At 69.6% G+C, this 13,133-nt stretch carries 14 protein-coding genes; 10 read left to right on the forward strand and 4 right to left on the reverse strand.

What is annotated here, in order from left to right:
• Positions 1-25 precede the first annotated feature (25 nt).
• The 7 genes from ABC271_RS01070 (at position 26) to ABC271_RS01100 (ending at position 5,600) form a co-directional block, all read left to right on the forward strand.
• A complete protein-coding gene (locus tag ABC271_RS01070; protein WP_412923072.1) occupies positions 26-565 on the forward strand; it encodes a hypothetical protein in 540 nt (179 codons plus the stop codon).
• Between the two features lie 86 nt (positions 566-651).
• Positions 652-1,587, forward strand: coding sequence for an ABC transporter ATP-binding protein (locus tag ABC271_RS01075; protein ID WP_412923073.1), 936 nt, complete (start codon positions 652-654; stop codon positions 1,585-1,587).
• Positions 1,584-2,381 (forward strand): ABC transporter permease, encoded by a 798-nt coding sequence (locus ABC271_RS01080; RefSeq protein WP_412923074.1) that lies wholly within the window; start codon positions 1,584-1,586, stop codon positions 2,379-2,381. Before ABC271_RS01075 ends, ABC271_RS01080 begins: the two co-directional genes overlap by 4 nt.
• 20 nt (positions 2,382-2,401) lie before the next feature.
• Positions 2,402-3,511 (forward strand): sensor histidine kinase, encoded by a 1,110-nt coding sequence (locus tag ABC271_RS01085; protein WP_412923075.1) that lies wholly within the window; start codon positions 2,402-2,404, stop codon positions 3,509-3,511.
• Entirely contained in the window at positions 3,508-4,113 is a 606-nt protein-coding gene (locus ABC271_RS01090) for a response regulator (RefSeq protein WP_412923076.1), read from the forward strand. Before ABC271_RS01085 ends, ABC271_RS01090 begins: the two co-directional genes overlap by 4 nt.
• Before the next feature lie 210 nt (positions 4,114-4,323).
• A complete protein-coding gene (locus tag ABC271_RS01095; RefSeq protein ID WP_412923077.1) occupies positions 4,324-5,271 on the forward strand; it encodes a hypothetical protein in 948 nt (315 codons plus the stop codon).
• Between the two features lie 8 nt (positions 5,272-5,279).
• Positions 5,280-5,600, forward strand: a complete 321-nt coding sequence (locus tag ABC271_RS01100) for a hypothetical protein (protein ID WP_412923078.1) — start codon at positions 5,280-5,282, stop codon at positions 5,598-5,600.
• Positions 5,601-5,636: 36 nt separating this feature from the next.
• On the opposite strand, the gene ABC271_RS01105 is transcribed toward ABC271_RS01100, so the two are convergent.
• The 4 genes from ABC271_RS01105 to ABC271_RS01120 all read right to left on the reverse strand — a co-directional run bounded on the left by ABC271_RS01105 (position 5,637) and on the right by ABC271_RS01120 (position 9,963).
• Entirely contained in the window at positions 5,637-6,023 is a 387-nt protein-coding gene (locus ABC271_RS01105; protein ID WP_412923079.1) for a DUF779 domain-containing protein, read from the reverse strand.
• 190 nt (positions 6,024-6,213) lie between these two features.
• Entirely contained in the window at positions 6,214-7,764 is a 1,551-nt protein-coding gene (gene exaC, locus ABC271_RS01110; protein WP_412923080.1) for an acetaldehyde dehydrogenase ExaC, read from the reverse strand.
• A 338-nt stretch (positions 7,765-8,102) separates the two neighbouring features.
• Entirely contained in the window at positions 8,103-8,627 is a 525-nt protein-coding gene (locus ABC271_RS01115) for a hypothetical protein (RefSeq protein ID WP_412923081.1), read from the reverse strand.
• 28 nt (positions 8,628-8,655) lie between these two features.
• Positions 8,656-9,963 (reverse strand): GAF domain-containing protein, encoded by a 1,308-nt coding sequence (locus ABC271_RS01120; protein WP_412923082.1) that lies wholly within the window; start codon positions 9,961-9,963, stop codon positions 8,656-8,658.
• A 368-nt stretch (positions 9,964-10,331) separates the two neighbouring features.
• Here ABC271_RS01120 and ABC271_RS01125 point away from each other — a divergent pair, with 368 nt between their 5' ends.
• The 3 genes from ABC271_RS01125 to ABC271_RS01135 all read left to right on the forward strand — a co-directional run bounded on the left by ABC271_RS01125 (position 10,332) and on the right by ABC271_RS01135 (position 13,120).
• The gene (locus ABC271_RS01125; protein ID WP_412923083.1) at positions 10,332-11,366 is read left to right on the forward strand and encodes an NAD(P)-dependent alcohol dehydrogenase; all 1,035 of its coding nucleotides are present in this window, start codon (positions 10,332-10,334) and stop codon (positions 11,364-11,366) included.
• Between the two features lie 285 nt (positions 11,367-11,651).
• Positions 11,652-12,011 (forward strand): PadR family transcriptional regulator, encoded by a 360-nt coding sequence (locus tag ABC271_RS01130; RefSeq protein WP_412923084.1) that lies wholly within the window; start codon positions 11,652-11,654, stop codon positions 12,009-12,011.
• Complete coding sequence (locus ABC271_RS01135) at positions 12,008-13,120, forward strand: hypothetical protein (protein ID WP_412923085.1); 1,113 nt, start codon at positions 12,008-12,010, stop codon at positions 13,118-13,120. The genes ABC271_RS01130 and ABC271_RS01135 overlap by 4 nt, the downstream gene beginning before the upstream one ends.
• Positions 13,121-13,133 lie beyond the last annotated feature (13 nt).

Consider the following 13,133-nt stretch of genomic DNA (forward strand, 5'->3'; position numbering starts at 1 on the left):
GAGAGCCCACCAACGAACAGCTCCGATGACGTTCCGGAGCACCGTTGCGGCGGTCACCGCACTCGCCCTGGCCGCGGTCGGGGTCGCCGGCTGCACGGCACAGACGACGGATGCCGCGTCGTCACCGCCGCCTGTGGCATCCCAGGCTCCCTCTCTCTCACCGACGCCGGCGCCGACGGAAGACGCGAGCAGCGACGAGGCCCTGCTGCCGATCCCCTTCGACGAGATCGGCGACTGGGCGGAGACGGCGGTTCCGCCCTCCGAGAGTGGCGCGCTGACCGGCAGGCTGACGGGCTGGATGAGCCAGAACACGTCCCCGCATCAGCGGAACTCCTTCGGGTTCCTCGAACCGGGCGACTATCAGGGCCAGCTCGCCTGCCGCGGCGGCGGCACCATCGTCCTCTCGGCCGGCGAACTCGACAGCGAGTCCTTGGCGGACACGGTCTCCTGCGACAACTCCACGATCGCCTTCGACGTGTCGATCGCGCAGACGGGGATGACGATCGATCTCGATCTCGAGGGGGATCCGTCGATCTACGCGGTGTCACTCAAACGAATGGGGTGAGGGGCGCGGCACCCGTGACGAACGTCACCCCCACGAGGTGACCCCCGCCCCGGGTGCCGAGGCCGCTGGGGGGCCACGATGAGGACATGACCTCCTCCACCCCTGGCCCCGCGGCGATCGACGCGCGGGGTGTCGTCAAGAGCTTCGGCTCCGTCCATGCCGTCCGCCGCGTCGATCTGCGCGTGCAGCCCGGTGAGATCGTGGCGTTCCTCGGCCCGAACGGCGCCGGGAAGACCACCACGATCGACATGATCCTCGGGCTGACGAACCCCGACGCGGGCTCGATCGAGGTGTTCGGACACACGCCCCGCGGCGCCGTGTCGCGCGGCCTCGTCTCCGCCGTCCTCCAGACCGGCGGGCTGCTGAAAGACCTCACCGTGCGCGAGACCGTCGAGCTGACGGCGAGCCTGTTCGCCGAGAAGCGTCCCGTGGACGAAGCGCTGGAGCGGGCCGGCATCCGGGATCTGGCGAACCGTCGCGTGGGCCTGTGCTCGGGCGGCGAGCAGCAACGGCTGCGGTTTGCGATGGCGCTCGTGAGCGACCCGGCGCTGCTGATCCTCGACGAGCCGACCACGGGCATGGACGTCGAGGCGCGCCGCTCGTTCTGGGCCGCGATCCGGGCGGATGCCGCCCGCGGGCGCACCGTGATGTTCGCGACGCACTACCTCGACGAGGCCGACGAGTACGCCGACCGCATCGTGCTGATGAGCCGTGGGCAGATCGTCGCCGACGGGTCGACCGCCGAGATCAAGAACCTTGTGTCGGGTCGGGTCGTGCAGGCGACGCTTCCGGATGCCGATCTCGCGGCGCTCGCGGCTCTGCCCGGCGTCGATTCGGTCGAGGCCAGCGGCGAGCGCGTCACGATCCACACGCGCGATTCGGACGCTCTCGCACGACACCTGCTCACCGCCACCCCCGCGCGGGACCTCGAGATCACCGCGCAGAACCTCGAGAGCGTGTTCGTCGCTCTGACCATCGACTCCCCGGCATCCGCCGACGCCTCGAACGGAGCATCCCGATGACCGCCATCAGCCTCGACCGTCCCGCCCCCGTCCTGGGGGGCTTCACGCTCACCTACCTGCGGATCGAGCTGCTCCGCAAAATCCGCAATCCGCGGGCGCTGATCTTCACGGTCGCGTTCCCGGTGCTGATGTTCTTCATCATCGGGTACCAGATGCTCGATCTGCCCCTGACTGATGTGCCGGTGGCATCCGGGGGAGTGTCGGTGGCCGCCTACATCATGGTCTCGATGGCGATGTACGGCGCGATGATGTCGGCGACCCAGACGGGGGCCGCGGTCGCCGTCGAGCGCGCGCAGGGCTGGACGCGTCAGCTACGTCTCACGCCGCTGAATCCCCTGGTCAACGTGATCATCAAGCTCTTGGCGGGCATGGTGTTCGGACTCATCGCCGTGGTGGCGACGTACCTGGTGGCATCCTTTTCGGGGGTTCAGCTGTCGGCCGTGCAGTGGATCGTCACGGGCCTGGCCGCGTGGCTGCTGGCCGGGGCGGTGTTCACGACGCTCGGACTCATGGTCGGGTACATGGTGCCGGGCGAGAACGTCGCGCAGATCACCAGCCTCGCGGTGGTGCTGTTGTCGTTCCTCGGCGGGCTGTTCTACCCGCTGTCGACGATGCCCGACTTCCTCCAGACGATCGGAAAGCTGACGCCGGTGTACGGCATCGGGGTGCTCGCGCGTGCGCCGCTGACGGGGGATGCCTTCGACCTCGGCGCCCTGATCAACGCGGTGGTGTGGCTGACGGTGTTCATCGTGGGCACGGTGTACTTCTTCCGTCGGGACACGCGGCGTTCGTGAGCCGCTCTATCGTGAACGACATGAGCGAGATGACCGGCCCGGGGCGCGTGCGCGCTCCGGGCAGGCGCTCGTTCACGCGAGGCTGGTTCATCGGCGCCGGCCTCTCTCTCATCTGGACCTTCCCGACGCTGGTGTCGATCTGGGAGTCGCCCGATCCTGTCGCTCACGCCGTGGGAACGCTCATCGTGGTGGTCTTCGCGGCGGTGTTCCTCGCGAGTGTCCCGTTCGCGCGCCGCACGCCCTCCGGGTGGCGCCGGCTGATCCCCGCCGCCGTGATGTTCGCCCTGAGCCTGAGCCTGGCGCCGTGGATCGGCGGCGACGTGCGGTGGATGTGGACGTTCGTCGGCGTCGCCGTCGCGGTGTCGAGCGTGGCCCGGCGCCCCACGTGGATCCTCGTGCTGCTGCTGAGCGCTTCGTCGTTCATCGTCGGAACGTGGAGCGGCGCCGACACCTTCACGAACGTCCTGAGCTCGGCGATCATCCTGTCCATCTCGATCATGATGCTGAGCTTCGTGCAGAACATCACGACCCTTGAGCGCCTGCGGGCCACGCAAGAGCAGGTCGCCGAACTCGCCGCCGAACGCGAGCGCAGCCGCGTCGCACGCGACGTGCACGACATCCTCGGCCACTCGCTGACCGTGATCACGGTGAAGGCCGAGCTGGCCGGAAGACTGATGGATGCCGGCTCCCCCGCCGCCCGCGACGAGATCGCGCAGATCGAGCAGCTGTCGCGCGGTGCGCTGGCCGACGTCCGCGCGACGGTGCACGGGTATCGCGGCGTGAGTATCAGCGGAGAGTTGGCGGCCGCGCGGGCGGCGCTGGAGAGCGCCGGGGTTGCGGCAGAGTTGCCGGGGTCGACCGACTCGGTGCCTTCCGACCGCCGGGAGCTCGCGGGGTGGGTGGTTCGTGAGGCAGTGACAAACGTGGTGCGGCACGCGGGGGCATCGGTGTGTCGGGTTTCGCTCGACGGCCGATCGGTGGAGGTTGCCGACGACGGGTGCGGGCCGTCCGGTGTTCCTTCGTCGGGTTCAGGGCTGCCGGGGCTGCGCGAGCGCGTCGAGACCGCCGGTGCCCGCATGACCGTGGGACGCAGCGACCTCGGCGGATTCCGTGTGAGGGTGACGTGGTGATCCGCCTTCTCATCGCTGACGATCAGGCGCTCGTGCGCGGCGCCCTTGCCGCGCTGCTCGGCCTGGAGCCCGACATCGAGGTCGTCGCCCAGGTCGGCCGCGGCGACGAGGTGGTCGAGGCCGCTCGCGCGTCGAGCGCGACGGTCGCCCTGCTCGACATCGAGATGCCCGGCATCGACGGCATCGCCGCCGCGGCGCAGCTGCGTGCGGAGGTTCCCGGATGCCGCGCCCTCATGGTCACGACCTTCGGCCGGCCGGGGTACTTGGCGCGCGCCATGCAAGCCGGGGCGTCGGGGTTCGTGGTGAAGGACACGCCCGCGGCGGAACTGGCGGATGCGGTGCGGCGAGTGTCGGCGGGATTCCGCGTTGTGGATCCTTCGCTGGCCGCGGAGTCGCTGGCGCAGGGGGACTCGCCGCTGACCGAGCGGGAGACGGACGTGCTGGCCGCGGCCCGTTCGGGTGGGTCGATCGCGGACATCGCGCGGATGGTGCACTTGTCGGAAGGCACGGTGAAGAACCACCTGTCCAGCGCGATCGGGAAGACCGGCGGCCGGAATCGGGCGGATGCCGTGCGGGTCGCGGTGGAGCGGGGGTGGCTTTAAGCCGACACTCAGCGCAACCTCACTAACCCCGTGGGGGAAGCGGCCGTGTCCTCTCTGTGGCGGACACAACCCAGCTTCGGGTGGATTTCGCGGCGCATACGCATGCGTGCATGCTCACGCTTCTTAGTGTTCCTTAGCGGCCACGGCATCGGAGCACGAGATCAACTCGCCACTCTGCTCTCGCTTCCGCGCCGCAGAGAGGTGAATCACATGACAAGCGAACCTGTATCCCCGCGAGCGCGGCTCTGCGGGCACCTGACCGTGGCGGCGATAGCCTGTTGCGTCGTCGCCTGGTCGGCGGTGCCGGCTTCAGCAATCGAGCCCACCAGCGCCATCAACGCTTCTGAAGTTGCGGCCCTCGTCTCGGACGCCGCCCCGGATCTCATTGAACCGGCGCCTGCCGTCGAGACTGGAAATTCCTTCGAGGCAGGCGGCCTCGGTACGGACACGAGTATCCCCGTCAGTCCGGATGACCCCATCGATGTGTCGACGACGGTCGGAGGGAGAGAACTTTCGGCCAGCATCACGCTGCCGGAAGGACTCGACCTCAGCCGAGCAGACGCGACCGATGACGGGACCGTCGTCTACACGAGCGACAATGACGCGAGCGTCGCAGTTCAAGCGTTGGAGACCGGCGACACCCGCGTGCACACCGTGATTCCTGATCGCCACGCGACTCACGAGGCAGAGTTCGGAATGGACGGCTTCCGGGCCGTCGTCGATACAACGGGCAACGCGGCGTTCGTCCAGGACGGCCGTGAGGGAGTCGCGGTTCCCGTTGATGCCCCCTGGGCAACGGACGCGAGCGGCGCGCCGGTTTCGACGCACTATGAGGTTCGCGGTGATCGACTCGTCCAGATCGTCTCTCCGACGGATGCCACCATCTACCCGATCGTCGCCGATCCAACCTGGGGCTGGCGGAATGCGACATGGGGGCTCACGCTCACTCGCTCGGAAACGGCGAACATCAAGGACTACGCGGGCGCCTCATCGTTCTGCGCCGCCTTGGCGAAGGACAAGCGGCTCGTGCTCGCATGCGGGCTGTGGTCGGGATATCTGCAGGTGCAGGCCGCTACGGCGAACAACCTGCGTCCGAAGGGGTGCTTGCACATCGTCGTAGCGCCGCTGCCCGGTGCAATTTCACACACCTATTGCTGAGGCGGAAGATGGAACACGTTCTCACGTTGCTCCGCGAGCCCGTAGTGGTGTGCATACTCGCCGCCCTGATCGGTGTCGGAGCCGGGTTGGCATATGAGCTCCGGAGTCCGCGTGCCCTCGCGGGAGCGGCGGCGGCAGCGGCTGTCGCCAGCGCCCTCATCTCGTCGCTAGCCAGCGAGGCCACGCTCGCCGCGCCGGCCTTGATTCTCGGCTTCGCGATCACAGCGATGATCCGCGATTGGATCGGGCGCAAGATGGCCGATAGGCACGCGAACGAAGTCGCTACTCGGCCTTCGGGGGCACTACCCACCAACCCGTCGCGCGACTGAAAATCGTGAGGTCACGGGATCGTTGGCCCGGTGCACCTACACCCCCACCCCGAACGCCACAGCCTCCTCCTCGGTAAGCATCCGCGACCGGATCAGGAACCGCATCCCCGTCGGTCCCTCGACCGAGAACCCCGAGCCGCGCCCCGGAACGACGTCGATCGTAAGGTGCGTGAACTTCCAGTACTCGAACTGCGACTCCGACATGTAGACCTCGATCGGGTCGTCGAGGCCGACGTCGATGTTGCCGAGGTGCACGTCGCTGGGGCCGGTGAGGAACATCCCCACCGGGTAACACATGGGGGAGCTGCCGTCGCAGCAGCCGCCCGACTGGTGGAACATCAGCGGGCCGTGCTTCGCCGTCAGGTCGCGCAGCAGCGCGGCTGCGGCATCCGTCACGTCCACGCGGGAGAGCTGGGTCGTCATGTCCCACTCCTTTCAGTTCATGTCCCAAGATGTGTTGGCGGAGCAGCCGCTAACCGGCCATAAGTGGGACGAGGGTCCGCCCAACCCATGAGCAGTCGCCGCGGCATCATGCTCGAAATGGGTGTGACCCCCGGGCGCGAACCCGGGGGTCACTGAGCGCCGGCGACCCGCCGCCCCGACGCTCCGTCGATCAGAAGAAGCCCATCGCCCCTTCGGCGTACGACACGAGCAGGTTCTTCGTCTGCTGGTAGTGGTCGAGCATCTTGAGGTGGTTCTCGCGGCCGATGCCCGACTGCTTGTACCCGCCGAACGCGGCGTGCGCGGGGTACTGGTGGTACGTGTTCGTCCAGACGCGTCCAGCTTCGATGGCGCGGCCGGCGCGGTAGGCGGTGTCGCCGCTGCGGCTCCACACGCCGGCGCCCAGACCGTAGAGGGTGTCGTTCGCGATCGAGATGGCGTCGTCGAACGAATCGAACGACGTGACCGAGAGCACCGGGCCGAAGATCTCCTCCTGGAAGATCCGCATGTCGTTCGTGCCCTCGAACACCGTCGGCTGCACGTAGTAGCCGCCCGACAACTCGCCGCCGAGGTCGACCCGCTCGCCACCGGTGAGCAGCTTCGCGCCGCCGGCCTTGCCGATCTCGATGTACGACAGGATCTTCTCGAGCTGGTCGTTCGAGGCCTGCGCACCGATCATCGTCTCGGGGTCGAGCGGGTTGCCCTGCTTCACCTTGCCGACGCGCGCAAGGCCGTCGCCGAGGAACTGGTCGTAGATCGACCGCTGGATCAGCGCCCGCGACGGGCACGTGCACACCTCGCCCTGGTTGAGAGCGAAGAGCGTGAAGCCCTCGAGCGCCTTGTCGTAGTACGCGTCGTCGGTCGCGCGAGCCACGTCTTCGAAGAAGAGATTCGGGCTCTTGCCCCCGAGCTCGAGCGTCACCGGGATGAGGTTCTGCGACGCGTACTGCATGATCAGGCGGCCCGTCGTGGTCTCACCGGTGAAGGCGACCTTGCGCACACGCTTGTGCTGCGCGAGCGGCGCCCCCGCCTCGATACCGAAGCCGTTCACGATGTTCACGACGCCCGCCGGCAGCAGGTCGCCGATGATGTCGAACAGGAACAGCAGCGACGCCGGCGTCTGCTCGGCCGGCTTGATCACGACGCAGTTGCCCGCGGCGAGCGCGGGAGCGAGCTTCCACGCGGCCATGAGGATCGGGAAGTTCCACGGGATGATCTGCGCCACCACACCGAGCGGCTCATTGAAGTGGTACGCGACGGTGTTCTCGTCGAGCTGGCTGAGCGAGCCCTCCTGCGCCCGCAGCACACCCGCGAAGTAGCGGAAGTGGTCGACGGTCAGGGGGATGTCGGCGGCGAGCGTCTCGCGCACCGGCTTGCCGTTCTCCCACGTCTCGGCGACCGCGATCATCTCGAGGTTCTGCTCGATGCGGTCGGCGATCTTGTTCAGGATGACGCTGCGCTCGGCGGGCGTGGTCTTCTTCCAGGATGCGAACGCCTTCCAGGCGGCATCCACTGCCCGGTCGATGTCGGCGGCGTCGCCGCGCGCGATCTCGCAGAACGGCTTGCCCGTGACGGGGGTGATGTCTTCGAAGTACTCGCCGCTGTGCGGCTCGACCCACTCTCCGCCGATGTAGTGCCCGTACCGCTCGCGATACTGGGCGACGGCCCCGCGCTGTCCGGGGGCGGCGTAGACGCTGGAAACGCCTTCTTCGACGATGGTCATGCGTGTCTCCTTCGACGGTCATGAACGCCGCGACGGCTCCGGGCGGCGATGCGCCGACGGTACGCCGCGGCACGTTGCATCCGGTTGCACGGTGCGCGGGCCGCGAGGTCACACGTTCCGTTCGACGTCACACGTTCGGGCCGCCCACAGCGTGTGCTCTCGCACGGATCGTGTGCTCTCGGCGCCGCCCACGGCCGCCCGCCCGCGCCCACCACCGCCCGGCCGCGGCGTCGCCCGCGCGTTGCGGCGCAAGCCCATCGACCCGACGCAGCCGCGCCCGCCACGCAGAACGACGGATGCCGCGACCCCGAGGCCGCGGCATCCGTCACATCATGCGTCTACGCGTCGGCGTCGACCAGCACCGACCGCAGCGGCGGGACGTTGACCTCGTGCAGGTCGACGTCGTCGAGGCGCTCGATGCTCACCACGCGGGGCGCGATCGCGCGGTCGTCGGCGACGATCCAGCTGCCGACGAGGAGGAAGCGGTCGTTGCCGGCGGTGATCGGACCCGTCACCGCGAACGTCGCGTGGGTCGGCGTGATGAACGTCACGCGCACGGGCGTGCCGTGGGGGAGAGTCGAGGGATCGATGACGTCGGCCGACAGCGCCGGCTCGGGAGCGGGGATGCCGAGGTCGATGCGCTGAATCTCGGCGCTCGTGGCGAGGATGACGTCGCCCACGAGTGGCTGACCGCCGACCCCGATGCGCACGGTGCCCTCCAGGGCGTACAGCCCGTAGCGTGGCGAACGGACGAGGACGCGGGCGATGTCGCCGGCCTTCACCTCGGCGACGGCCTCGCGGATGCGCCCCACATCGCGACGGGCGCGAGCTGCCGAGAAGATGTCGAGCGTCTGTTCGTCCATGGATTCAGCGTAACCAGGGCCTCCGACATCAGTCCTGTTCGAGGCGCTCGATCCGGGCGACGAGTCCCGCGCGTTTCGGCGACCGCGCGGGCAGCATCCCGAGGCACAGGCGCAGCAGCTCCGCGTCGTCGCGCGCATCGGCGGTGTCAGCGTAGGCGAGCAGCACGTCGACCCCCGCTTCCTCCAGCAGCGCTTCGCGCAGCGCCTGACGCACCGACTCCCGCACCTCGGCCACCCCGGGCGCGACCGAGTCGGGCAGCACCGGCCCGCGGTAGGCGGCGAGCGCCACGCGGTGCGCGCCGCGGTCGAGCAGCGACAGCACGTGCTGGGCGTCGGTTTCGAGGCCGTCGGGCAGCCGGTAGGGCCGGGATGCCGGCACCAGAGCGGGTGCGAGGGGCGCGAGCACCCTCCGCAACCGCACCATCTCGGGGCGCAGCGTCTCGGTCGCCGGGTGCCCGTAGACAGCCTCGCTCAGCGCCTCGGCCGACATCCCCTCCCGGTGCACGGCGAGGAGCAGCAGGATCTCCGCGTGCCGGGCGCCGAGCTCGACCACCGTCTCGCCGGTCTGGCCCGACACCTCCAGCAGTGCGCGGTCGCGGCCCAGGATCCGCAGCACGGCACGCGTCCCGGGGGAGCGCCGCGGACGACGCGGCGGCGGGTCCTGCTGCGCACGGAGCCGCCCGACGAGGATCTCGCTCTCGATCGCCCGGGCCGTGGCATCCACGAGCAACTGGGCCTGCGGGGTCACGGCCTCGGGGCCTCCCGTGACGTCGATGACACCGAGCAGCCGACGCGTCTCGGGATCATGCACCGGTGCCGCGGTGCACGACCACGGCTGCACGAGGCGGTTGAAGTGCTCGGCACCGCGGATCTGCACCGACCGGTCGAGCGTCAGGGCCGTCCCCGGGGCGGAGGTGCCCACGGCATCCTCGGCCCAGTTCGCGCCCGCGACGAAACCCATGTCGCCGGTCAGAGTGCGGATGTGCCGGTCTCCCTCGACCCACAGCAGGCGGCCCGCCGCATCGCCGACGGCCACGACGACACCCGAGTCCTCGGCCGTGCCCGGCAGCAGCAGACCCCGCACCATGTCCATGACCCCGGCCAGCGGGTGCGCGCGACGGTAGGCCTCGAGCTCCTCGGACGCGAGGTCGAGCGTGGGCAGCCCCTCCGGACCGACGAGAGATGCCAGCGACCGACGCCACGACTCCTGCACCAGCGGGCGCACGTCGGCGAGCCGTCGATCCTCGTTGCCGGCGAGCAATTCGTCGTGGGCGCGCGCGATCAGCAGCCCCGACGTTTCGGGGGAGATCGCGGGACGCGACCACGGTGAAGGCACGGAACTCCCATCGACGGTGACGGAGGTGGCACCAGTGTAGGTCGGTGGGGGCCGCGGCGGGAGGGTTCGCGGGGGGATGCCAGGCGCCCCGCGCCGCGCGACGGGTTCGGGTGCGCGATCCCTGGGCCCGGGGCCACGCGTAACGCCCCGGGGCCGCGTGCAGCGCCCCGCGACCACGCGCAACGCCCCGCGACGACCGGCGCCCGCATGAACCCTCCGGCGTGTCGATCCCGGCATCCGGGAATCCATTCACACGCATTAATGAGAGCGATTCCCAACGCCGGAAAACGCCGTCGACCCCCTCGACACGGGTGACCCTCGGGCGCACGGTTGAGGTATCCCCAACCGCCCCCGAAGAAAGGGATGCCATGAAAGCAGTGCAGTATCGCGAGATCGGTAAAGGACCCGAAGTGGTCGAGATCGACGAGCCCCACCCCGGTCCCGGCCAGATTCGACTGAAGGTCACCGCGGCGGGCCTGTGCCACTCCGACTGGTTCGTCATGGACCTGCCGGAGGACCAGTACACCTACGGCCTGCCCCTGACCCTCGGGCACGAGGGCGCCGGTGTCGTCGACGAGCTCGGCGAGGGCGTCGAGGGCGTGAACATCGGCGAGGCCTACGCGATCTACGGACCCTGGGGCTGTGGCCGCTGCCACGCGTGCGCGCAGGGCGCCGAGAACTACTGCCCCTACGCCGCAGAGCTGGGCATCACCCCTCCCGGGCTCGGCAGCCCCGGCGCCATGGCCGAGTACGTCATCGTCGATGACCCGCGCCACCTCGTGCCGCTCGGCGACCTCGACCCCGTCGAAACGGTGTCGCTGACCGACGCCGGCCTGACCCCGTACCACGCGATCGTCTCGGCGAAGGAGAAGCTGTACCCCGGTGCCACGGCCGTCGTGATCGGCGTCGGCGGGCTCGGGCACGTGGGCGTGCAGATTCTCCGCGCCATCTCGCAGGCCACCGTCATCGCGGTCGACCTCGGCGAGGACAAGCTCGCCCTCGCCCGCGAGGTCGGCGCGCACCACACGGTGACCTCCGACGAGCACGCCGCCGAACGCATCCGCGAGCTGACGAACGGCCTCGGCGCAACGGCCGTCTTCGACTTCGTGGGCGTGCAGCCCACGGTCGACCTCGCCCGCCAGGTGGCCGGCATCGACAGCTTCATCCACATCGTCGGCATCGGCGGCGGAATCATGCCCGCCGGCTTCTTCTCCACCCCGATGGGCGCCGCGGTGCGCGCTCCGTACTGGGGCACGCGCGGTGAGCTGATCGAGGTGCTCGATCTCGCGCGCAGCGGCGCCGTCGGCGTCCACGTCGAGCGGTACGGCTTCGACTCGGCGGTCGAGGCGTACCAGCGCCTGCACCACGGTGAGGTGCGGGGCCGCGCGGTCGTCGTTCCGTAAGCGCGGCGTCGAGGGGGTGGTATCCGGAATCTCGGATGCCACCCCCTTTCGCGCTTCGCCCCTGTCTCGCTCCCGCTTCGGGCCCGCCCGCCCCGGCCCCCGCTCCGCCCCGTTTAGGGCGTGATTCTGCTGTTTGGGGCGCGAATTTCCCGCCCCGACCGGAATCGCGCGCCCCAAACCCGGTCACCCGACCGGCACCCCAGATCCGCGGCATCCGAAATCCGCACTGCGCACTACTGCGCATCGCGTGGTACTGTCCGAGGCAGACAAGCGAGAGGGGGCGGCGTGGATACGACGCAGCTGTTGAAGGGGGTGCTGGATGCCGCGGTGCTCGCGGTCGTGCAGCACGACGACGGATACGGGTACGACATCGTGCGGAGATTGCGCGACGCGGGACTCGGAGAGGTGGGGGATGCCTCGGTGTACGGCACCCTGCGCCGGCTCTACTCCGCGGGCGCGCTGTCGAGCTACGTCGTCCCGTCCGACGGCGGACCGCACCGCAAGTACTACGCGATCAATCCGCAGGGTCGCGAGTTGCTCGACGCGCAGCGCGCGAGCTGGGCGCACTTCTCCACCGCCATGACCACCCTGCTCGACGACACCACGCGACCGAAAACCCTGCGCACGATCGGAGACGCCCGATGATCACCACGCCCGTCCGCGACGACATCCGCACGTTCGCCACCGCGGTGCGCGCGCAACTCGACGACCTTCCCGCCGACGAGGTCGACGACCTGCTCGACGGCCTCGAGGCCGACCTCTCCGATCAAGCCATCGAGGCCGGCGACGCCTTCGCACTCCCGGATGCCACGACCTACGCCGCCGAGCTGCGCGCGGCCGCGGGGCTCCCGGAGCGCAGCGACACCGCCCCGACGGAGCGCACGTCGGTGCTGCAGCGCGTCACCGGGCTCGTCCGGTCCATCGACGCGCAGATCCGGCGCAACCCGGCGGCCGCGTGGACCGTCGACTTCTTGGCATCCCTCCGTCCGCTGTGGTGGATCCTCCGTGCGGTGGTGCTCTACCTGTTCATCGGCCCCTTCTTCTGGTCGGGGTACGGCTGGATGTCGGGACCGATCGCTTACCTCATCGGCGCGGTGCAGTTCCCGGGCATCGTGCTCATGGCGGCGCTGCTCCTCATCAGCGTGCAGTGGGGACGCGGGCGCTGGGCCCCGAACCGGATCGCGCGGGGGATCCGCACCCCCGTCACCGTCGTGGCGATACTGCTGACCCCGTTCACCCTGGTGGCGCTCGGATCGAGCCTGCAGTCGATGGTGTGGGACTCGTCGAGCAGCGCCTCCAGCGGGCCGTCGTACACGCCCGGCCTCTCGGTCGACGGACAGCGCGTGCGGAACATCTTCGCGTTCGACGCCGACGGCAATGCGATCCCGGCGGTGCAACTGTTCGACCAGGACGGCAACCCGCTCACGACCGTCGGCCGCGAGAACGGTCCGGCGCCCTTCGACAACTACTTCTACGGAGGCGGCGGACCCGTACCGGTGCCCTACACCGCCCCCGGTGCGAGCGACACCTGGAACATCTATCCCCTGCGCGAGATCCCGCCGGGTGTGATGTCGTGGGACCCCGCGACGGATGTCGCGAAGGCGCAGGCGACGACGTTCCCCTTCCTGCGGGTGCAGCCCGTTCCCACGGACGTGGCACCGACTCACGGTTCGACCCCGCTGCCCAGCCCGACCACCGGGGCGGAAGCGGCTCCGGATGCCACCCCCACCCCGAGCGCATCGGCGACGCCGTGAGCGACGAGCCGCG

It is taken from the genome of Microbacterium canaveralium (assembly GCF_047238045.1).
Taxonomy (GTDB): domain Bacteria; phylum Actinomycetota; class Actinomycetes; order Actinomycetales; family Microbacteriaceae; genus Microbacterium.